Here is a 20,579-nt window from a genome sequence, read left to right on the forward strand (position 1 = left end):
TTGATACGCTTGATGTGTCCCCCGCTTGAGGAAGCACAATGAACCGCCGTGCAGGTAATCCAACAACAAAAAAAATGACGCAACTGGTCAATGTCGAAGAGCATGTCGAAGGATTTCGCCAGGTTCGGGAAGCGCATCGCCGCGAGCTGATCGATGATTATGTCGAGCTGATCTCAGATCTGATCCGCGAAGTGGGGGAGGCCCGTCAGGTGGATATGGCCGCGCGCCTTGGCGTCTCTCAGCCGACGGTGGCAAAAATGCTCAAGCGTCTGGCAACGGTTGGCCTGATCGAAATGATCCCCTGGCGCGGCGTATTTCTTACCCCGGAAGGGGAGAAGCTGGCGCAGGCCAGCCGCGAGCGCCATCAGATTGTCGAAAACTTCCTGCTGGTGCTGGGCGTCAGCCCTGATATCGCCCGCCGTGACGCCGAAGGGATGGAACATCACGTCAGCGAAGAGACGCTGCAACAGTTCCAGGCCTTTACGCTGAAATATGGATCCTCCGCAGAATGACCCTGCCAGGCTTGCGGGCGCTGGCCCGGGATCGCTTCTTTCATCTGTTGTTGATTATCGGGGTCGGGCTCAGCTTTCTGGTGCCCTTCGCCCCTGAGCGCTGGCCTGCCGCCATTGACTGGCACACCATTATTACCCTCGCCGGGCTGATGATGCTGACCAAAGGGGTCGAGCAGAGCGGGTTTTTTGACGTACTGGGGCGTAAGCTGGTGCGCCGTTTCGCCACCGAGCGACGGTTAGCGCTCTTTATGGTCTTCTCCGCGGCGCTGCTGTCGACCTTCCTGACTAATGATGTGGCGCTGTTTATCGTGGTGCCGCTCACTCTTACCCTGCGCAAGCTGTGCGAAATCCCGGTCAACCGGCTGATCATCTTTGAGGCGCTGGCGGTCAACGCCGGGTCGCTGCTTACCCCGATTGGCAACCCGCAGAACATCCTGCTGTGGGGACGCTCCGGGCTGTCGTTTGCCGCCTTCACCTGGCAGATGGCCCCCCTGGCGCTGGTGATGGTGCTGACCCTGATAGCCCTGGGCTGGTTCGCCTTCCCGGCAAAACCGCTGCACTATCACAGCGGCAGCGCGGCGGCCCAGTCGAAACCGCGGCTGGCGTGGAGCTGTCTGGCGCTCTATCTGATGTTTGTCGTGGCCCTCGATCTCAAACAGGAGCTATGGGGCGTGCTGCTGGTGGCGGGAGGTTTTCTGCTACTGGCTCGCCGGGTGTTGATAAGCGTCGACTGGACGCTGCTGCTGGTCTTTATGGCGATGTTTATCGACGTCCATCTCCTGATTCAGGTTCCGGCCTTGCAGGGGGTGCTGCAAAACGTGACCCATCTGACCCAGGGCCAGCTATGGCTCACCGCTATCGGCCTGTCCCAGGTGATCAGCAATGTGCCTTCCACCATCCTGCTGCTTAACTATGTCCCGCCAACCGCACTGCTGGCGTGGGCGGTGAATGTTGGCGGCTTTGGCATGCTGCCGGGATCGCTGGCTAACCTCATCGCCCTGCGGATGGCCAACGATCGCCGGATCTGGTGGCGCTTCCACCTGTGGTCCCTGCCGATGCTGGCCTGGGCCGGGCTGATCGGATTCGGATTATTCCTTCTCAAATAGTGCCCTATTTGTAAGGTTTTCCTGGCAAATGTATAGCAACGTCCTAACTTTAGTGAGCGGCATAAATTGTGATGCCGTTCACTAACAGGACGGATGCTGTTCTATGGCGGAAGAAAACCAACCCTCTGAAAACACCGATAATAAAGAGACTCAACGTAAACGCCCCGGCAAAAAGCCGCTGATTATTCTGGGCATTGTGGTGATCGTGATGGTCATTGTGGCGCTGGTGTGGTGGTTTATGACCCGTAACCAGGAGACCACCGACGACGCCTTTACCGAAGGCGACGCTGTGACCATTGCCCCCAAAACCGCAGGCTATGTCACCGAGCTGCGGGTGCGCGATAACCAGCGGGTGAAAAAGGGCGATCTGCTGGTAACCATCGATCCCCGGGACACCAGCGCCCAGCGCGACCAGGCCAAAGCCCAGCTTGGCCTGGCTGAGGCCCAGCTGCATCAGGCCCAGGCGCAGCTGGCGCTCTCGAAGGTGCAATACCCGGCCCAGCGCGATGAAGCTAACGCTCAGGTGATCAAAGCCCAGGCGGATCTCGCCAATGCCCAGGCGGAGTATCGCCGCCAGCGCGGCGTCGATCCCCGCGCCACCACGCAGCAGAGCATCGATGCGGCCAACGCCCAGTTGCGCAGCGCCCAGGCCCAGCTTGCCAGCGCTAAAGCCCAGCTCGAGGTGGCCTCGCAGGTGCAGCTGCAAATTCGCCAGCAGGAGACCAACGTCGAAGCCCGGGAGCGTCAGGTGGAGCAGGCCCGCGCCCAGCTGGAGACCGCAGAGCTCAACCTCTCTTACACCGAGGTCCGCGCCCCCTTTGATGGCTATATAACGAAACGCAACGTCCAGACCGGTACCCTGGTGCAGGCCGGCACCGCGCTCTTTTCGCTGGTCTCGACCGATATCTGGGTGGTCGCCAACTTTAAAGAGTCGCAGCTGGAGCGGATGCGTCCCGGTAATAAGGTCACGCTGAGCGTGGACGCCTGGCCGGATCTGGAGCTGGAAGGGCATATCGACTCTATCCAGCAGGGGAGTGGCTCGCGCTTTGCCGCCTTCCCGTCGGAGAACGCCACCGGCAACTTCGTGAAGATCGTCCAGCGCGTGCCGGTAAAAATCGTTATCGATAAAGGTCTGGATCCGAACCAGCCGCTGCCGCTCGGTCTCTCGGTTGAACCCAAGGTAACCGTGGAATGAGTGAGCACAGCCATGAAAACTGGCGGCCCGCCAGCAACCCGTGGGCGGTGGCGATTGTCGTCACCCTCGCGGTGTTTATGGAGATCCTCGACACCACCATCGTCAACGTGGCGCTGCCCCACGTGGCGGGCTCGCTCTCTGCCAGCTACGACGAATCCACCTGGGTGCTCACCAGCTATCTGGTGGCCAACGGCATCGTGCTGCCCATCTCGGCCTTTCTGAGCCGGGTTTTTGGCCGCAAGCAGTTCTTCCTGATCTGCATTGTGATGTTCACCATCTGCTCCTTCCTGTGTGGGATCGCCACCGAGCTGTGGCAGATCATCCTGTTCCGCATCATGCAGGGCTTCTTCGGCGGTGGCCTGCAGCCCACCCAGCAGTCGGTGCTGCTCGACTACTTTAAGCCGGAAGATCGCGGCAAGGCTTTTGGCCTGTCGTCGATTGCCATTATCGTCGCCCCGGTGCTGGGGCCGACGCTCGGGGGCTGGATCACCGATAACTACTCCTGGCGCTGGGTGTTCTTTATTAACATTCCGGTAGGGATCGTCACCGTGCTGGCGATCTATCAGCTGCTGGAAGATCCACCCTGGGAGAGTAAATCGAAAGAGAAGATCCCTATCGACTGGACGGGGATTGGCCTGATCGCGCTGGGTCTCGGTTGCCTGCAGGTGATGCTCGACCGGGGCGAGGACGAAGACTGGTTTAACTCGAACTTTACCCGCACCTTCGCGGTACTGACCCTGGTTGGCATTATCGGTGCCATCTACTGGCTGCTGTATGCCAAAAAGCCGGTGGTGGATCTGCACTGCATGAAGGATAAAAACTTCGCCGTCTCCAGCCTGCTGATGGCCGGGATGGCAATGATCCTGTACGGCAGTTCAGTGGTGATCCCGCAGCTGGCCCAGCAGGATCTGGGCTATACCGCCACCTGGTCCGGGCTGGTGCTCTCCCCCGGGGCGATCCTGATCGTCCTCACCATCCCGCTGGTGCTGAAACTGATGCCGATCGTGCAGACGCGCTGGATCATTGCCTTCGGCTTTACCTGTCTGGCGGTGTCGTTCTTCTGGTCCCGCACGCTCACGCCGGATATCGACTTCGAGACCCTGGTGCTGTTCCGCAGCGCCCAGTCGATCGGGCTGGGGTTCCTGTTTGTGCCCTTGACCACCATCGCCTTTATCTCGATTCCCCGGCAGCTGAACGCCGACGCCGCGGCGCTGTTTACCATGTTCCGCAACGTGGCCGGGTCGATCGGCATTTCGCTCTCGACGGCGGCCATTACCGAGCGTTCGCAGGCCCACAGCGCCCATCTCGCCACGCACACCTCAGCGTTCGATGAGCCGTTCCAGCACACACTTCGCGAGATGGCGCAGGCGGTGCAGAACTTCACCACCCAGGTGGGCGACCCCGCCAGCATCGCCACCGGGCGCATGTACCAGGTGATGATCGAACAGTCGCGATTCCTGGCCTACATCGACGTCTTCACCATTCTGAGCGTGGTGGCTCTCTTACTGATTCCGTTTTGTTTGTTGCTCTCGCCGGTTAAGAGCGAGGGAAGTGCAGGAGCACACTGATGATTTGCAGACGTTTAAGCCCCCTGATGATAATGCTGTTGCTGGCAGGCTGTGCCGTGGGGCCCGACTACCAGCAGCCCGCGCCGCAAACGCCGACCCACTGGAACGATCCGGGCGACGGCGGGGCGAAATCGCAAACCGCATCCACCGCCATCAATCCGCGCTGGTGGAAAACCTTCGGCGATCCGCAGTTGGACAGCCTGATTGAACGCGCCATTGCCGGCAACCTCACCCTGCAGCAAACCGTGCTGCGCATCGCCGGCGCGCGGGAGCAGATTAATCAGGCGGGCGGGGCCTTCTTCCCGGCGGTGAACGGCAACCTGCAGGCCACCCGGCAGCAGCTGGGGCTGGAGGGGGAGCTGAAATCCCACGGGGTGTACGACCAGCTGGATGATGTCGATCCCGAACTGCGCGGGGCGCTGGGGCCGCTGACCCAGCCGATTAACCTCTACCAGGGCAGCTTTGATGCCCAGTGGGAGCTGGATCTGTGGGGCAAGGTGCGCCGTCAGGTGGAAGCCGCCGACGCCCAGCAGCAGGCGGCCATCGAGCAGCGTAACGACGCCCTGGTGTCGCTGGAGGCCGAAGTCGCCCGCGGCTGGCTCCAGCTGCGCGGCGCCCAGAGCAGTATCGCCACCCTAAACACCCAGATCGAGAGCGCGCAGCAGACCCTGGAGCTGACCGACAGCCGCCAGCGCGGCGGGCTGTCACCGCAGATGGACGTGGAGAACGCCCGCGCCCAGCTCGGCAACCTTGAGGCGCAGCTTCCGCAGTATGAAGCCCAGGCCCGGCAGGCGATGAACGGCCTGGCGATCCTGCTGGGCAAACCGCCGGGGGCGCTGGACGGCGAGCTGCAGGCCAGCAAACCGCTGCCCGCGCTGCCGGAGATTGTCCCCACCGGTATTCCCTCCACGCTTGCGCGGCGACGTCCGGACGTGCGTGAAGCCGAGGCGAACCTGCATGCGGCCACCGCGCAGATCGGCGTGTCGGTGGCGCAGCTGTTCCCCAGCGTCTCGCTCAGCGGCCAGTTTGGCCTGCGTAACAGCGAAGCCAGCTGGCTCACCGACTGGAGCAGCCACTTCTACAGCGTCGGGCCGCAGGTCTCCATCCCCATCTTCCAGGGCGGACGGCTGGTCTCCAGCGTGAAGGTCGCCCGGGCGCAGCAGGGTGCCGCGGTGCTGGAGTATCGTCAAACGGTGCTCACCGCGCTGGGGGATGTGGAAAATGCGCTGGTCAGCTACCGCACCGACCAGAAGCGGGAAGCGGGATTGAACAAAACGATCGATGCGCTGCAAAACGCCTTCGATCTGGCAAGCAGCAGCTATCGCCAGGGGATCGCCACCTTTATCGACGTGCTGGATGCCCAGCGCCAGCTGGCGCAGGCGCAGCAGCAGCGGGAGCAGGCCCGGGTACAGAGCGCCCTGGATCTGGTGGCGCTCTATAAAGCCCTCGGCGGGGGCTGGGAGCCGTATCAGCAGGTCCAGCTGCCGGACTACGCCGTCTTTGGCGACGCCCCGCGCGGATAAGTTCAGAGGATTGGGCAAGAAACGGGCAGGAACCGCACATTCGCCGTCGGCGTGAGCCGGGTATAACTATCGGGTACTCAACACACGAGGAGCGTCAAATGCGATATCAAAAACTGGGTAATACCGGCCTGTTTGTTTCTGAGCTCTGCCTCGGGACCATGACCTTCGGCGGCGAAGGCGGGATGTGGGGCAAGATAGGCCAGCTCCAGCAGCAGGAGGCCGAGCAGCTGGTGGGTCGTGCGCTGGACGCGGGGATCAATTTTATCGATACCGCCAACGTCTATTCAGAAGGGCGCTCGGAAGCCATCACCGGCCAGGCGCTGAAAAACCTGAAGATCCCGCGTGAAAACGTGGTGGTAGCAACCAAAGTCTTTGGCGAGACGGGCACCGCCGGGGTTAACTCCCGCGGCAATTCGCGTCATCACATCATCAGCAGCGTGAAAGAGAGCCTGCAGCGCATGCAGCTGGACTATATCGATCTCTATCAGCTGCACGGTTTTGACCCGGCCACCCCGATTGAAGAGACGCTCTATGCCCTGGATAACCTCGTCCAGCACGGACATGTGCGCTACGTCGGCGTCTCCAACTGGGCGGCCTGGCAGATTATGAAAGCGCTGGGGATCTCCGAGCGGCTGGGGCTGGCCCGTTTTGCCTCCCTGCAGGCTTACTACACCATCGCAGGCCGCGATCTTGAGCGCGAGCTGGTGCCGATGTTGCAAAGCGAGAAGGTGGGGTTAATGGTCTGGAGCCCGCTGGCAGGCGGGCTGCTGAGCGGCAAATATGACCGCGACGGTCAGGTGCAGGGCGGTGGCCGCCGCCAGGAATTTGACTTCCCGCCGGTGGATAAAGCGCGGGCGTTTGACTGCGTGGACGTGATGCGCCACATTGCCGACAGCAAAGGGGTATCGGTCGCGCAGATTGCCCTCGCCTGGCTGCTCCACCAGCCGGTGGTCAGCAGTGTGATTGTGGGGGCAAAACGGGTGGATCAGCTGGACGACAATATCGCCGCGACGGCGATTCATCTCAGCGACGAGGAGCTGAAACAGCTGGATGCGGTGAGCGCGCTGCCGCGAGAATATCCAGGCTGGATGCTGGAGCGGCAGGGGGAATATCGCCATAACCAGCTGGCGCAGCAGTAATCTTTTATTGTTTTCTGATTGAGTTCGGTGGCGTGTTCCGTTCACCTTATGTCCACCAGAATATGACATTCCAGAACCTGTGAACGTGAAAGGGGGCCACCGCGGCCCCCTTTTCAATCCCCGCGGCCCGCAACGAAATCGGTGCTTCGCACTGCGCTCACCTCACGACCTGCTGCCTGCGGTCGGCTCAACTCGACGTCCTGTCTCGCTTCGCCTCTGGCCGCCATCCATGGCGTCCAGCCCTGGTCATCCGGTCTCCGGTTCGCCGATTTCAGCGGGACTCAACACCTGTGCCACATGCAGAAATTGTTAAAAAACTCTTTTAAGATTTTTTCAAACAGCTGTAAAGGTGGAAGGGGCGGGAGTCCGGCTGAAAATCGCCGAAGCGTTTCCTGTAGGCCGGGGCGAGGCGCATGGATGCGCCGAGAGGGCGTGACCTACATGGATGTAGGATCACGCCCGACCCGAAAGCCGAAAGGAATAAGCTGAGGGAACCGCGAAGCGGCGATTTTCTTTGCCGGGAGCCGGGATTGTTAAGGGGGCGGCGGTAGCCCCCTTAACACGTTCACCGCAGCTGGGTATGCATAATGCAGAGATGCTGTAGTGAACGGAACAATTCCACTGCTATGACAGAATTGTTCTCTTACGATCGGTCGATCAGTTCAGACGAACCGGCATCCCGGAACGGTTGTTGATCGCTTGCTCAACGATGGTCGCATCCACGTCCTGCTGGCCGGTGATGGCCTGCACGTTGCTGGTCAGGGTGACCGGCACGGTGACGTTGTTGTTGATCTGCTCTTCGCTGGTGGACAGCGGGTTATGCACTTCGAGGTAACGGCTGCCATCCGGCTCGGTAGTTGCTTTTACCGGCTCGTTGATGAACTGCACGCGGGTGCCTACCGGCACGTTCTCGAACAGGAATTTGATATCGTCGTTACGCAGACGCACACAGCCGTGGCTCACGCGCAGGCCGATACCGAAGTTGGCGTTGGTGCCGTGGATCGCATACAGACGACCAATGTACAGCGCGTACAGACCCATCGGGTTATCCGGGCCAGCAGGAACAACGGCTGGCAGCGGCTCGCCCGCGGCAATGTACTCGGCGTGCATTTTGGCAGTCGGCGTCCAGGTTGGGCCGGCTTTCTTACGCTCAACTTTGGTGGTCCAGTTCATCGGGGTATCTTTCCCCAACTGGCCGATACCGATTGGCAGCACGATCACCGTGTTGGTGCCTTTCGGGTAATAGTACAGACGCATTTCGGCGCTGTTGATGACGATGCCTTCATGCACGGTGTCCGGCAGGATCAGCTGCTGAGGAATATTCAGCACGGTACCACCCTTCGGCAGGTACGGATCGACGCCTGGGTTGGCTTCCATCATGTTGGACAGACCCAGCTGATATTCAGCTGCGAAATATTCCAGCGGCTGGGTGTTACCCTCTTCAATGGTCACAACCTGGTTCTGACCCACCAGACGGCTACCGTCGGTTGGCAGTGGATAGGTGACAGCAGAAGCGGTCTTGCAAAACCCTACTACGGCAAACGCCGCCGCGAAAAGCGAAGTTAATTTCATATTCATGGTGTGCGAGGTATCTGTGCCACTTGGCAGGTTGTTTAAAAGTCTGAACGGTTTAGGGAGCGCATTATATGTGCATTCCTGACCGCATGGAATTCGGATGTGTACTAAATCACACTTTTTTCCGTTTCGTTAAAGTTTAGCGTTATGTTGTTACACGGGATCTCATTTCGGAATTGTGGCATAATGCCGGGTTTATCACACTTCTCGCAGGAATCTCCCGTGTTAGTTACCAGCAACGTCACTATGCAGTTTGGCAGTAAGCCGCTGTTCGAAAACATTTCCGTCAAATTTGGCGGCGGCAACCGTTACGGCCTCATTGGTGCCAACGGTAGCGGAAAATCCACCTTCATGAAGATCCTCGGCGGCGATTTAGAGCCGACGCTGGGCAACGTTTCTCTCGATCCGAACGAGCGCATCGGTAAGCTGCGTCAGGATCAGTTCGCCTTTGAAACGTTCACCGTTCTTGACACGGTGATCATGGGCCACGGTGAGCTGTGGGAAGTGAAGCAGGAGCGCGACCGCATCTATGCCCTTGCCGAAATGAGCGAAGAAGACGGCTATAAAGTGGCCGACCTCGAAGTGCTGTACGGCGAAATGGATGGCTACTCTGCGGAGTCCCGTGCCGGTGAGCTGCTGCTGGGCGTGGGCATTCCGGTTGAACAGCATTACGGTCTGATGAGCGAAGTCGCACCCGGCTGGAAACTGCGTGTTCTGCTGGCGCAGGCGCTGTTCTCTAACCCGGACATCCTGCTGCTCGACGAACCGACGAACAACCTGGACATCGACACCATTCGCTGGCTGGAGCAGACGCTGAACGAGCGTAACAGCACCATGATCATCATCTCGCACGACCGTCACTTCCTGAACATGGTCTGCACCCACATGGCGGATCTGGACTACGGCGAGCTGCGCGTCTATGCGGGTAACTACGACGAGTACATGACCGCTGCGACCCAGGCGCGTGAGCGTCTGCTGGCCGATAACGCCAAGAAAAAGGCGCAGATTGCTGACCTGCAATCCTTCGTCAGCCGCTTCAGCGCCAACGCCTCCAAATCGCGTCAGGCCACCTCCCGTGCTCGCCAGATCGACAAAATTAAGCTGGATGAAGTTAAAGCCTCCAGCCGTCAGAACCCGTTCATCCGCTTCGAGCAGGACAAGAAACTGTTCCGTAATGCCTTAGCCGTCGAAGAGCTGACAAAAGGTTTCGACAACGGCCCGCTGTTCAAAAACTTCAATCTGCTGCTGGAAGTGGGCGAGAAGATCGCCATTCTGGGTGCCAACGGCGTGGGTAAAACCACCATGCTGAAGACCCTGGTGGGTGAACTGGCTCCGGATAACGGGACCGTGAAATGGTCCGAGAATGCGCAGATTGGTTATTACGCCCAGGATCACGCCGAAGATTTCGACAACGATCTGACCGTCTTCGACTGGATGAGCCAGTGGAAGTCTGAAGGTGATGACGAGCAGGTGGTACGTAGCTTCCTTGGCCGTCTGCTGTTCAGCCAGGACGACATCAAAAAGCCGGCGAAGGTGCTTTCCGGTGGTGAGAAGGGGCGTATGCTCTTCGGCAAGCTGATGATGCAGAAACCGAACATTCTGGTGATGGATGAACCAACCAACCACCTGGACATGGAATCGATCGAATCGCTGAACATGGCGCTGGAGATGTATCAGGGCACCCTGATCTTCGTCTCTCACGACCGTGAGTTTGTCAGCTCCCTGGCGACCCGCGTGATTGAAATTACGCCAGAGCGCGTGGTGGACTTCAGCGGTAACTATGAAGATTACCTGCGCAGCAAAGGTATCGACGGTTAAAATAAACCCCTCACCCTAACCCTCTCCCCACAGGGGAGAGGGGACTGCCCGGTGCGGTTTTCACCCTCGCCCCTATGGGGAGAGGGCCGGGGTGAGGGGCAATTACACCACCCACTCACTCCCTTCCACACCGTTCACCCGCAGCTTACGTTTTTCTTCCGCCGGTAACGACAGCTTCAGCGCCTTCCACGCCGGACGATAATCCCCACGCCCGTTGACCTTCAGGTTGATGGTTGCCCCATCGCACACCATCTCCCACTCCACCCACAGCGCATTGCCGTTCTGATAACCCCAGCTCTCGCCGTCATCTTCAAACAGCAGACCCGAGGTCGCACCCACGCCTTTCACCGGGAACAGCTTCAGCTCGCGGGTATCATCTTTTTCGGCTGACACATGCGTGATGCGTTCGCTGAGGGGAAGACCGGCACCGGCACGCACCAGCAGGGGCAGTTTTTCCAGCGGAGCATCACGGACGATCCACTGCCCGCCGGAGAACCACTCCTGGGTGTAAAAATCGTACCAGCCGGTTTCGTTATCCGGCAGCCAGACACGGCGCTCACGCTGCCCGGCGTCGACGACGCTGGCCACCAGCAGGTCGCGGCCCAGCAGGAAGTCATCGCACTCTTCGAAGGTCTGCGCATCGTGCTCATGGTCGAGGAAGGTTGGACGCAGCATCGGCTCGTCATCGGCATGGGCCTGCCAGAGCAGGGTGTAGAGATAGGGCAGCAAACGATAGCGCAGCTCAATGGCACCGCGAATGGCCGGCGTTACCCCCGGATACATCCACGGCTCGTTAACGGTGGCATCATCATTCCACGAGTGAATGGTAAAGCGCGGATGCATCACCCCGTTCTGCACCCAGCGGACAAACAGCTCGGCGTCCGGTTTATCGCCGGAGAAGCCGCCGACGTCGTGGCCGACGTTATAGAGCCCGGAGAGGCTCATCCCCAGCCCCATGCGGGTGTTGTAGCGCAGGGTCGCCCAGTTGGTGCGGTTATCCCCGCTCCAGGTCTGGACGTAGCGCTGCATCCCGGCGCAGCCGGAACGGGAGATCAGATACGGACGTTTTTCCGGCGCAAAGCGCTGCTGCGCTTCCAGCGAAGCCCGCATCATCAGCAGCGGCATCACCGGACGAATATGTTTGATGGCGATTTCATTGCCAAAGCCGTGGCAGCGCGCTTCCCCATCCCACACCTCAAACTCGTTGTTGTCGTTCCAGGTGGAGTCGATCCCCATCTCCAGCAGCTGGGTGGTCACCCCTTCCTGCCACCACTGCACCGTCTGCGGGTTGGTAAAGTCGAGGTGTGAACCTTCGTCATCCCAGAAGCTGGAGCGTTCCGGTGCGTCGGTTTCTGAATCGCGAATGAACAAGCCGCGCTCCGCCACCTCGTTATAGCGCGGATGATCCTGCAGCAGGCACGGCTTGATGTTGGCTGCCAGCTTCAGGCCCGCATCGTGGAACGCCTGGCTCATCACCTTCGGCTGCGGCACTTTGTCGTAGTTCCAGTTGAAGACGTAGCGCTTGCCGTTGATCGAGGTGTAGCCCGACGAGAGCTGGAACGAGTCGCACGGAATGGCGTGCTCTTCGCACAGGCGGAAAAAGTTCATCAGCTGGTTCTGGGCGTCCGGTGCGTCGGTGTAATGCATGGTCGAGCCGCTATAACCCAGGCTCCATTTCGGCCCGAACAGGGTTTTGCCGGTCAGACGGACAAAGGCTTTGGTGACCTCCAGCGCCCGTTTGCCGGTGAAAATGTAGTAATCGATATCACCCGCTTCCGCCTGCCAGCGACGGTAGGCGGTGTGATAGTTGTCGATTTCGTTACCCAGATCCAGCCAGCAGCTGCTGAGGTTGTCGTAAAACAGGCCGTAGCTCACATCATCCCGGCGGGTGAGGGTGAACGGAATATGCTTGTACAGCGGATCGGTGCTGGCCGCGTTATAGCCCATCGCATCCAGGTTACGCATCTCATAGCGCTTGCCGTTGCGCTGTAAATCACCCGCTTTCTCACCCAGACCGTAGAAACGTTCGTCCTGACGACGGCTCAGGTAGTGCGCCACCCCGTCGCCGTGGGCGTTCAGCAGATAGGCGCTGGTAGGACGGTCATTTACCAGCGGCTGCCACTCACCTGCCTCGTCGCGGTAGTGCCACTCCAGCCACAGCGGCTGATGCACGGTGACGCGCAGCTGTTCGGTGGCCACGGTCAGTACATCGTCCTGTTGCGTCAGCGTCCAGGTCGGGCAGCTAAAGCCGCTGAGATCGTCCCGACGGCGGCCTTCCCAGGGCACATCCCGCTCCGGGGCAATGCTCCAGGTCCGATCCAGGGTCAGTGCCCCCTGGCGCTTAATCAACACCCGGAACAGGTTCTCTTCCAGCACATACAGGCACAGGCGATGCTGGTTATCGACCAGCAGTTCCAGATGGTTCGCTGACTGTTTATCTACGGTCCAGTTTTTCAGGGTTTTCATATGCAATACATCCACTATCAGGCGCGCTTAGCGCGACGTTCAGCAATAAATGCCACCAGGAAAACAGCGCCAATCAGGTCGAAGAACCCCATGGCAATAAAGAGCGGGTTGAAGCCGATTTTGTCGGCGGTGACACCAATCAACAGGGAGAAGAGGAAGCTGGCGATCCACGCCGCCGAGCCGCGCATGCCGTTGACGGTGGCCATCTGGCCCTTGTCGAAGGACTCCACCACCAGGGCGCTGAGCATGCAGGAGATGATCTGATGTCCAAAGCCGCCGATGGAGATCAGGGCAATGGTGATGTACGGGTCGCGGGTGAGGGCGACAATGCCTAAGGAGATCATCAGGAAGGCGCCGGTAACCGAGCTGGCCACCACTGAGTTGACGCGGGAGCAGCCGAACCAGCGGGTATAGAGACGGGTGAGATACCCGCTCGCCACGCTGCCGAGGTCGGCGGCGAGGAACGGTAGCCAGGCAAACATCGCGATCTGCTTCAGGTCCATGCCGTGCTCTTTCGCCAGATAGAGCGGCACCCAGAAGCTCAGTACCGCCCAGGCCGGTTCCGCCATAAACGCCGGAATGGCAATCCCGTAGAAACGTTTGTTCTTCGAGACGGTTTTCAGCGCGGTCAGGAAGGGCAGTTTCACCGCCGGTGGCTCGTTATCCTGCTTGATAAACGCCAGTTCGTCCTTGCTCAGGTTCGGGTGCTGCTCCGGGTTGTGGTAGAACGCCCACCACAGGATCACCCACAGCAGCGCCAGCACGCCGGTAAACATAAACGCGCCCTGCCAGCCGAAGGAGGCGTGGGCGAAGTAGATGATAGGCGGGGCCAGCATCGCGCCGATGGAGAAGCCCACACCGGCCCAACCGGCGGCTACCGGACGTTCTGATTTCGGGAACCATTCGCCAATGGTTTTGGCGTTTGCCGGGGTCGCGGCCGCTTCGGACGCGCCCATAAAGAAGCGCAGGATCGCCAGATGCAGCCAGCTCCCGGCTCCCGCGTGGAAAATACACATCAGCGCCCAGATCCCGGCGCAGACCATAAAACCAATCTTCAGGCCAATGACGTCGATTAACCAGCCACACAGCGGCTGGAAGAGGGTATAGGCGAGCTGGAAGGCACCGACAATCCACGAGTACTGTTCCGTGGTGATGCCGAGGCTCTCTTTCAGCTCCGGGGCAAGAATGCCTAACGAGTTACGGGTGATGTAGTTGACGGTGACGCCCAGTAAAAACAGAACCAGCACATACCAGCGCAGGTTTTTGATAACGCGGCGAGTTTTGCCGACCGCGACGGTGTGATTGATGTCCTGACTCATTGTTCTGTCTCCAGACGGACTGTAGGGGTACGGAGGTTAGGTGTCACACCGCTTTATCGTTTTTTGATGGTGTTGGTATACAACTAGTATGGGAGTGGTGTGACAAATTGAACTTAAGACAGAAAAAGAAGCCGCAGTAGCGGATTTTGTGCAAGTTTTCTCATAAATGTTATTAATAGTTTGACATGATGCTAATGAAGCCAGTTATGACCCACTTTTGACGCTGTGAAAATTTATTCATTTAACAATCGGGGCAAGATCACAAAATGGAGAAAAGACTAAAAATCGCCGAAATTGCTGCCCGCACGCAGCTTTCGGTCAGCACGGTGTCCAGAGTGCTGGCCGGAAAGGCCAACACCAGCCCGGCTGCACCAGTAAAGTGCTGGCCTGCGCCCGGGAACTGGGGGTGATGGAGGGCATGGCTGCCGGACGGCTGCTGCTTAACAGTCTGGTGGTGTTTGCGCCCCAGCGCGCCTTTGACGAGCGCTCCGACATCTTTTATTACCGGGTGATCCAGAGCATGAGTAAAGCCCTCGGCCTGCATGAGGTGAGGCTGCGCTACTGCGCACTGGAGGAGTTCGACAGCGATGCCCAGCTGTTTCTGACGAAGATGAACGAAGCAGAGACCCAGGCCGCCATTCTGCTGGGGATTGACGATCCGCACATTCACGATCTCGCCGTGGATGTGGGTAAACCCTGCATGCTGATCAACTGCCGCGACCGCCGCCAGCGCCTGCCCGCCGTCTCCCCCGATCACCGTGCGATTGGCGAGCTGGCAGCGGAATACCTGTTCGAGATGGGGCACCGGGACGTGCTGAACGTGCTCTGCCTGCGGCGGTACACCATGGAGCTGCGGCTGGCGGGGATCCGCGATGCCTGGCAGGGACACAACCTCAAATTCAACGACAAGCGCGATCTGCTGGTGGTGCCGAGCTTTAGCGCCAGAGAGACCGAGGAGCAGGTCAGCGCCTGGCTCAGCAAGATACCGGATAACGCGCTGCCAACGGCGTTTCTGGTGGGGGGCGATTTTATGGCGGCAGGCACCATCAGCGCACTGCAGAAGCACGGCCTGCGCGTGCCGCAGGATGTTTCGGTGATGAGCATTGACGGGTTTAATCTGGCGGCGATTCAGGATGTGCCTTTAACGGCGGTGCACGTTCCGCGCGATGAGCTGGGAACCGAAGCGGTGCATATGCTCCAGCAACGGCTGATTCGCCCGGAGGCACCGGCCGGAACCTTGCTGCTGAACGGGATGCTGGCGGTGCGGGAATCAGTACGGCGGATACGTCCGGGGAAAAGACGCACCGCCGTGGAGCGGGACGGGCTGTACGACGCTTAAGCCATACCCAGCGCGCGCTTGCCGTGGATGTTCAAATCTTCCGTGGTGAAGCGTGACTGCCAGTCAGCCTCATAATCCTCGCGCGGGAAATCGCCCGGCGAGGCCCCGGTTTCCAGCGCCGCTTTCACCTTCTTCGCGTAGGCGAGGTTTTTCTCGCACATCGGTGCCGCCGGAATATACATCACGTTGCCCCAGCCCTGCTGGTTCTCTACCGGGGCCACCGAGTGGATCACATCGCAGTGCCACCACACGGAATCACCCGCTTCCAGCGCCGGAATGCTGGTCAGGGCTTCAATCAACAGCGGATGCCACTTCTCAGAGATCGGCAGCACGCGCCCTGGCGCCACGCCGCAGAGTTCATCTTCCGGCACATCGTCCAGCAGCGGACGCAGCAGAATGTAAGCCATCGCTTCCGGGATCGGCACCACGTGCAGCAGACCCTGATCCGGGATCATATCGGAGAGCGCGGTCCAGCCCTGGAAGGTGCGGAACACCGAGCACTTGGTGGTGTTATCCACGGTGTACTCTTCCACTTCGGTACGGTGCGCGGCATTCCACGGATCGTACTGGTCAACATTGCCATCGAACACCCGGGCGAAGACCTGCTGATAGGCCGGGAGCAGCCAGCGCTCCAGCGCCCCGGAGTCAGTGTGTGCGCCCAGGCCTTTCGAGGTGGTGCCTGGCGGACGGCGGCGAATGCGGTCCGGGTAGATGACGCTCACGTCCGGGTTGAACCACTGTTTGCCGTTGCTCTCGAAGGTCCACAACCGGTTCAGGAACGACTGCACCTGGGCCATCCGTTCGCTCTGACGGGCTTCCATCTGGGCGTGTGACCAGTAGATCGGGTAGATCTCCGGGCGTGACGCGGTGAGGGAGCCGAAGAAGTTGTCACCCGGGCCTTTATAGACCTCATCAAACCGGTTGAGATCCAGATAGTCGAGCATCGCGTTATCCCACGCCAGCGCCTGCTCACGCGGGAAATGACCTTTGATCACTGCACAGCCGCGACGCTTAACCGCGTCGCGCTGTTCCGGGCTGATGTTGCCGCTCTGCACGTCGGCAAAGGGGATCACCGGCCAGACAGGATCGCCTTTGCTTTTCAGGGCATTAATTTCTGCCACCCGGCTGGCAATCTTATCGCTCAGACGATTGAACACCGCCTGCACGTCACCGATCTGCGCCCGCAGTTCACGCTTCATCTGGCGGATCGCCGCTTTATGGTCAGCAGGCAAGGTTTCACTGGTAAAGGTTAAGGACATAACAGCCTCGCTATCTTTCATTCGAAAGTAAAAGTGATTACAAGTGATACTTTAGGTTAAAAATAAGTTAAAGCAAGTTAAATAACTTGATGAAGTGCACAGGCTGAGAAAAAAGAAGGGAGTTCGCCGGAGCAGGCTCCGGCGAGAGGATCAGTGGCTGAAAGGCGGGGTGTTATCGAGGACGGCCTGAATCACGTTCAGCGCGCCCTGGTGGTTATTGTCATCGGCCTGATAGCGGGTGATGGCTTTAATGTTCTCGCCAGCGTTGCCCATGGCGAAAGAGTAGTGGGCAAACTTCAGCATTTCGGCGTCGTTACCGCTGTCGCCAATCGCCACACACTCCTGCGGAGAGATATGCCAGCGCTTCAGCAGGCGGCTGAGGCCGTTGGCTTTGTGCAGGCCGGGGATAATCAGATCGACAAAACCAAACCCGCTGGTCACCGGCTTCATGATCCCGTCAAGGGAGACGTGCAGGGCATCAATCAGGTTCGGGATATCGCTGTCGGGCAGGTTCAGTGAGAACTTAAACAGCACGTCGTCAATGTCACGATAGTCGCTGACGCGCTGCAGGCGATGATAGTGTTTTGACATCAGCGCAACGAACGCATCCGGTGCCTGTTCGCTGACGTAGGCGCTTTCCAGACCGCAGGCGACGAAGTTCAGGGAGGTATCTTTCAGCAGTTCGCCAATCACAATCTGCGATTCATGCTTCGTCAGCTCGCCGTGGAAAATCTGCTCGCCGTGATCGAACACCAGTGCGCCGTTTTCCGCCACAAAGGAGATCTGCGATTTCAGCTCCGGGAAGAAGGAGATGAGCTGGTAATACTGGTTGCCGCTGGCGACAACGAACTCAATATTCCGGGCCTGAAGTTGCTGGAACTGCGCCTGAAAGCGGTCACGATCGTACTGCTTGGCGTCATCAAGAAAAGTTCCGTCCATATCGGTGACGATAACTTTAACGGTCATACATTGCGCTCCTGGATGTTACTGCGACCAGCAACATTCTAATAACAATGTGACCAAAACCACAAATTTAATTTCGAATGAAAGTGAAAAGCCGTTGGCGTAGGTAAAAGCAACCAGGGTTGCCGTTTTTTAGCGTTGGCACAAAGTGTTATGCATACCGCTGCGCTAGTGAGCTACTTTCAAGCAATAAATAAGCCATATACAAAAAAATAGAATGTTACTTTATGTCATTTAATGATAAAACGGATAATTATCTTCTTAGATAATATAAATTTGTCGTTTTGTTTTAATAAAATAAGATTTCTGGATGTCTTTGTAAATGGGATTATATTTACTATTAATGTAAAATATATCTAATGAATCTTCATGCTATTAGAGGTTGTTTTAATTAATCACAATTTGATTAAAGTCATATTCTTCAAATTTTTATAGGTGTAGGTTGTATAAAAATTCATCATGATTTTTTTGACGAAAAATGAAAATTGGCATTTATTGCACTGTAAGCAGTAGGGAACTTCATATTGCATTGGCAACACTGCATTTTGCCGAAGTATGTGAACATGTTTTTAATATAGCAATTTTGATAACTGATGGAGAACCCGTTAATCCAAGGAATATTTCTGAAAAAATAACAGTTTATAGCCGGGATTTCGGGGCAGGATATGATTTAAGTATTGCGGATGGTGGGTATGATCAGATCGCTGCAAGAAATTTTCTGATAGATATCCTTTCAGATACCGACGCCGACTGGCTCATGATGCACGATGCGGATGACGTTTATTTATATGAGTTTTATCGTTTTATTTCAGAGGAATGCAACGCAGTTGATGCTGTTACCTGCTCTTGTATCACAGTGAGGCCGGGGCCAGAATTATGCGTGCCGCAGGCGAAGAAACAGCACGTTCAGGGAAGGACATTATATGATCCTCACACACGAATCTGGAAAAAAAAGCTGGGCTTACGCTTTAAAAAATCTGAAGGTGTTGAGCAACATTTTGTAAATCATAGTCGTCATTGTGGCGTTTTTTTTCCGAGAGAATTACATATATTATCCATTGATGGTTTATATCACTTTCATTTGCATGCGTTATTTAATAAGCGGCACAGCGATAAAATAGCAAATTATGCTCGGCTCGATTGTATATTTCCGGTAAATATTGGCCATTTTCTGAAAACAAATAGTTGGCTTTTTTCTTAAACACAGGAAGGCACGTCATGGATGAAAAAATTAATACTGAAGTGTTTTTTTTTAGCGGAGATGACGGTTATCTGTACATGCATTTCCCCGTCCGAGGTTATGCCCTTAAAACTCATGTTAACAATGAACCATTAGTGAACAAACTGGTTCAGAGAACCGTTCTCACCGTACAGGAATATCGTCATCCTCTTGTCGTTAAACTGCTACAAAAAGGATTAATGGGTACTGTTTTTAAGTCGCCGCCGGTTGTTCAGGATAAGTTGGAATTCAGACCTATTGAGGCGACTCTTCTACTTACCGAAAGTTGCAACCTTGCCTGCAGTTATTGTTACGCTAAAGCGACTACACAAAAGTTTGCACCTATGACACGAGAGGTAGCAAAAGCAGCCATCGATTTGGTGATTGAAAATGCAAAAACACATAAATACAAAACCGCCGAGTTCCGATTTCTTGGTGGTGGCGAGCCCACACTTGAGTGGGAGTTAATTGTATGGGCAACAAATTATATTCGTTTCCAGGCCGATGAAGCAGGAGTTAACCATTGGATCCGTCTGATCACAAATGGAGTGTTAATTAACGATGAGAAAGCATGCTGGATTGCGAAACATATTCACTACGTTACGCTCTCGTTTGATATTCTGCCCGATTTACAGGTCAACCGATCTTTCCCAAATGGAAAAAATTCGCATAAAGCCGTGATGCGTGCTGCTCAATTACTATGTAAGCACGGCGTACCTTGTCATTTTCGTACAACTATCTCCTTCGCGGCTTCCGATCGTCTTCAGGAGATGGTGGAGTTTACTCACAGATATACCGCTGTGAAAACAATCCGCTTTGAACCGATGGCGGAAATTGGCCGTGCCAGTGACACGGAAATGAACAAGCCCGCACAACAGGCCTTCGTTAATGCATTCATCGCGGCTTATGAGCTTGGGAAACAATACGGAATTATGGTTACTTGCAAAATGATGACCAATATTCAACGTCGCTCATCGCGTTTCTGTAATGTCGAATTTGCGGTCACTTCTGAGGGAAATGTTGCAGGTTGTCACCGCTATAGTCGACAAAATAATGCCGGTTTTGATTTTTATCATGTCGGTAAATGGACTGGTCAGCAGTTTGATTTTGATATGGCAAATATCAACGCCCTACGCCGAATAGACGTTCACGCTTTCCCAGAGTGTCGGAATTGTTTTGCCAGATGGAGTTGTGCGTCTGGTTGCCTTTCCGCCCGCATGCAGGACGGTGAAATAAGTCAGACCGGTCCACTGTGCCATCTGACGCAGGAGTTGCTGAAGTTCAGCATCAAAGAGGCATTGCTCGCATGATATTGCGTTGCATGCTGTCAATATAGCTTTAACGGAGTAATTACTATGACGAAAGAAAAGCTGGAAGACGTAAAAAAAGAGCCTGCCAATGCAGATCAACTCGCTGAAAAGGTGAAATTTATATCAACGGATGAAGAAGAACAGGATGGGAATTTTGAATTCCTTTGCTGTCGTGGCGGCATGAGCCCCGGCGGGAACGGGATCGGCGGCAGATGGTAAGTGACACCATGATGTAGCTGTCGGGTTTAACAGGATGGCAACTCCGGTT

General features: G+C 56.9%; 15 protein-coding genes and 1 pseudogene. 11 read left to right on the top strand and 5 right to left on the bottom strand.

Annotated features, from left to right (window positions below; genetic code table 11):
• The first annotated feature begins 38 nt into the window (after positions 1-38).
• From mntR to SOM40_RS06840, 6 genes are all read left to right on the top strand, one after another.
• Positions 39-512 (top strand): manganese-binding transcriptional regulator MntR, encoded by a 474-nt coding sequence (gene mntR, locus SOM40_RS06815; protein ID WP_106992458.1) that lies wholly within the window; start codon positions 39-41, stop codon positions 510-512.
• Entirely contained in the window at positions 509-1,618 is a 1,110-nt protein-coding gene (locus tag SOM40_RS06820; RefSeq protein WP_320530715.1) for an anion transporter, read from the top strand. The genes mntR and SOM40_RS06820 overlap by 4 nt, the downstream gene beginning before the upstream one ends.
• A 103-nt stretch (positions 1,619-1,721) precedes the next feature.
• A complete protein-coding gene (locus SOM40_RS06825; protein ID WP_106992460.1) occupies positions 1,722-2,813 on the top strand; it encodes an HlyD family secretion protein in 1,092 nt (363 codons plus the stop codon).
• Positions 2,810-4,381 carry a DHA2 family efflux MFS transporter permease subunit gene (locus SOM40_RS06830; protein WP_320530714.1) on the top strand — a complete coding sequence of 524 codons (1,572 nt, stop codon included), beginning with the start codon at positions 2,810-2,812 and terminating at the stop codon, positions 4,379-4,381. The genes SOM40_RS06825 and SOM40_RS06830 overlap by 4 nt, the downstream gene beginning before the upstream one ends.
• Positions 4,381-5,904, top strand: a complete 1,524-nt coding sequence (locus SOM40_RS06835) for an efflux transporter outer membrane subunit (protein WP_320530713.1) — start codon at positions 4,381-4,383, stop codon at positions 5,902-5,904. The genes SOM40_RS06830 and SOM40_RS06835 overlap by 1 nt, the downstream gene beginning before the upstream one ends.
• 98 nt (positions 5,905-6,002) lie before the next feature.
• Positions 6,003-7,043: an aldo/keto reductase gene (locus SOM40_RS06840; RefSeq protein ID WP_320530712.1), complete on the top strand. Its 1,041-nt coding sequence runs from the start codon at positions 6,003-6,005 to the stop codon at positions 7,041-7,043.
• 657 nt (positions 7,044-7,700) lie between these two features.
• Here SOM40_RS06840 and ldtB read toward each other — a convergent pair.
• Positions 7,701-8,621 carry a L,D-transpeptidase gene (gene ldtB, locus SOM40_RS06845; RefSeq protein ID WP_106992464.1) on the bottom strand — a complete coding sequence of 307 codons (921 nt, stop codon included), beginning with the start codon at positions 8,619-8,621 and terminating at the stop codon, positions 7,701-7,703.
• 219 nt (positions 8,622-8,840) lie between these two features.
• Between ldtB and SOM40_RS06850 the strand changes: the two genes are divergently transcribed.
• Positions 8,841-10,436: an ABC-F family ATPase gene (locus SOM40_RS06850; protein ID WP_106992465.1), complete on the top strand. Its 1,596-nt coding sequence runs from the start codon at positions 8,841-8,843 to the stop codon at positions 10,434-10,436.
• 102 nt (positions 10,437-10,538) lie between these two features.
• On the opposite strand, the gene SOM40_RS06855 is transcribed toward SOM40_RS06850, so the two are convergent.
• Both SOM40_RS06855 and SOM40_RS06860 read right to left on the bottom strand, forming a co-directional pair.
• Positions 10,539-12,902 carry a glycoside hydrolase family 31 protein gene (locus tag SOM40_RS06855; RefSeq protein ID WP_320530711.1) on the bottom strand — a complete coding sequence of 788 codons (2,364 nt, stop codon included), beginning with the start codon at positions 12,900-12,902 and terminating at the stop codon, positions 10,539-10,541.
• A 17-nt stretch (positions 12,903-12,919) separates the two neighbouring features.
• A complete protein-coding gene (locus SOM40_RS06860; RefSeq protein ID WP_166181929.1) occupies positions 12,920-14,221 on the bottom strand; it encodes an MFS transporter in 1,302 nt (433 codons plus the stop codon).
• A gap of 266 nt (positions 14,222-14,487) precedes the next feature.
• Here SOM40_RS06860 and SOM40_RS06865 point away from each other — a divergent pair.
• Positions 14,488-15,560: pseudogene (locus tag SOM40_RS06865) on the top strand (LacI family DNA-binding transcriptional regulator).
• On the opposite strand, the gene SOM40_RS06870 reads toward SOM40_RS06865, so the two are convergent.
• Both SOM40_RS06870 and SOM40_RS06875 read right to left on the bottom strand, forming a co-directional pair.
• Positions 15,557-16,819: a DUF1479 domain-containing protein gene (locus tag SOM40_RS06870; RefSeq protein WP_166181931.1), complete on the bottom strand. Its 1,263-nt coding sequence runs from the start codon at positions 16,817-16,819 to the stop codon at positions 15,557-15,559. The pseudogene SOM40_RS06865 and the gene SOM40_RS06870 sit on opposite strands and share 4 nt — an antisense overlap.
• Positions 16,820-16,969: 150 nt before the next feature.
• A complete protein-coding gene (locus tag SOM40_RS06875) occupies positions 16,970-17,785 on the bottom strand; it encodes a Cof-type HAD-IIB family hydrolase (protein ID WP_225759238.1) in 816 nt (271 codons plus the stop codon).
• Positions 17,786-18,260: 475 nt separating this feature from the next.
• Between SOM40_RS06875 and SOM40_RS06880 the strand changes: the two genes are divergently transcribed.
• Genes SOM40_RS06880 through SOM40_RS06890 form a run of 3 tightly spaced genes read left to right on the top strand, consistent with a single transcriptional unit; the run spans position 18,261 to position 20,530 of the window.
• The gene (locus tag SOM40_RS06880; protein ID WP_312078683.1) at positions 18,261-18,983 is read left to right on the top strand and encodes a hypothetical protein; all 723 of its coding nucleotides are present in this window, start codon (positions 18,261-18,263) and stop codon (positions 18,981-18,983) included.
• A 17-nt stretch (positions 18,984-19,000) separates the two neighbouring features.
• Positions 19,001-20,311: a radical SAM/SPASM domain-containing protein gene (locus tag SOM40_RS06885; RefSeq protein WP_312188889.1), complete on the top strand. Its 1,311-nt coding sequence runs from the start codon at positions 19,001-19,003 to the stop codon at positions 20,309-20,311.
• A 45-nt stretch (positions 20,312-20,356) separates the two neighbouring features.
• A complete protein-coding gene (locus SOM40_RS06890) occupies positions 20,357-20,530 on the top strand; it encodes a hypothetical protein (protein ID WP_312078679.1) in 174 nt (57 codons plus the stop codon).
• Positions 20,531-20,579 lie beyond the last annotated feature (49 nt).

This window comes from Leclercia sp. CFBP8987 (assembly GCF_034044995.2).
Taxonomy (GTDB): Bacteria; Pseudomonadota; Gammaproteobacteria; order Enterobacterales; family Enterobacteriaceae; genus Enterobacter; species Enterobacter tamurae.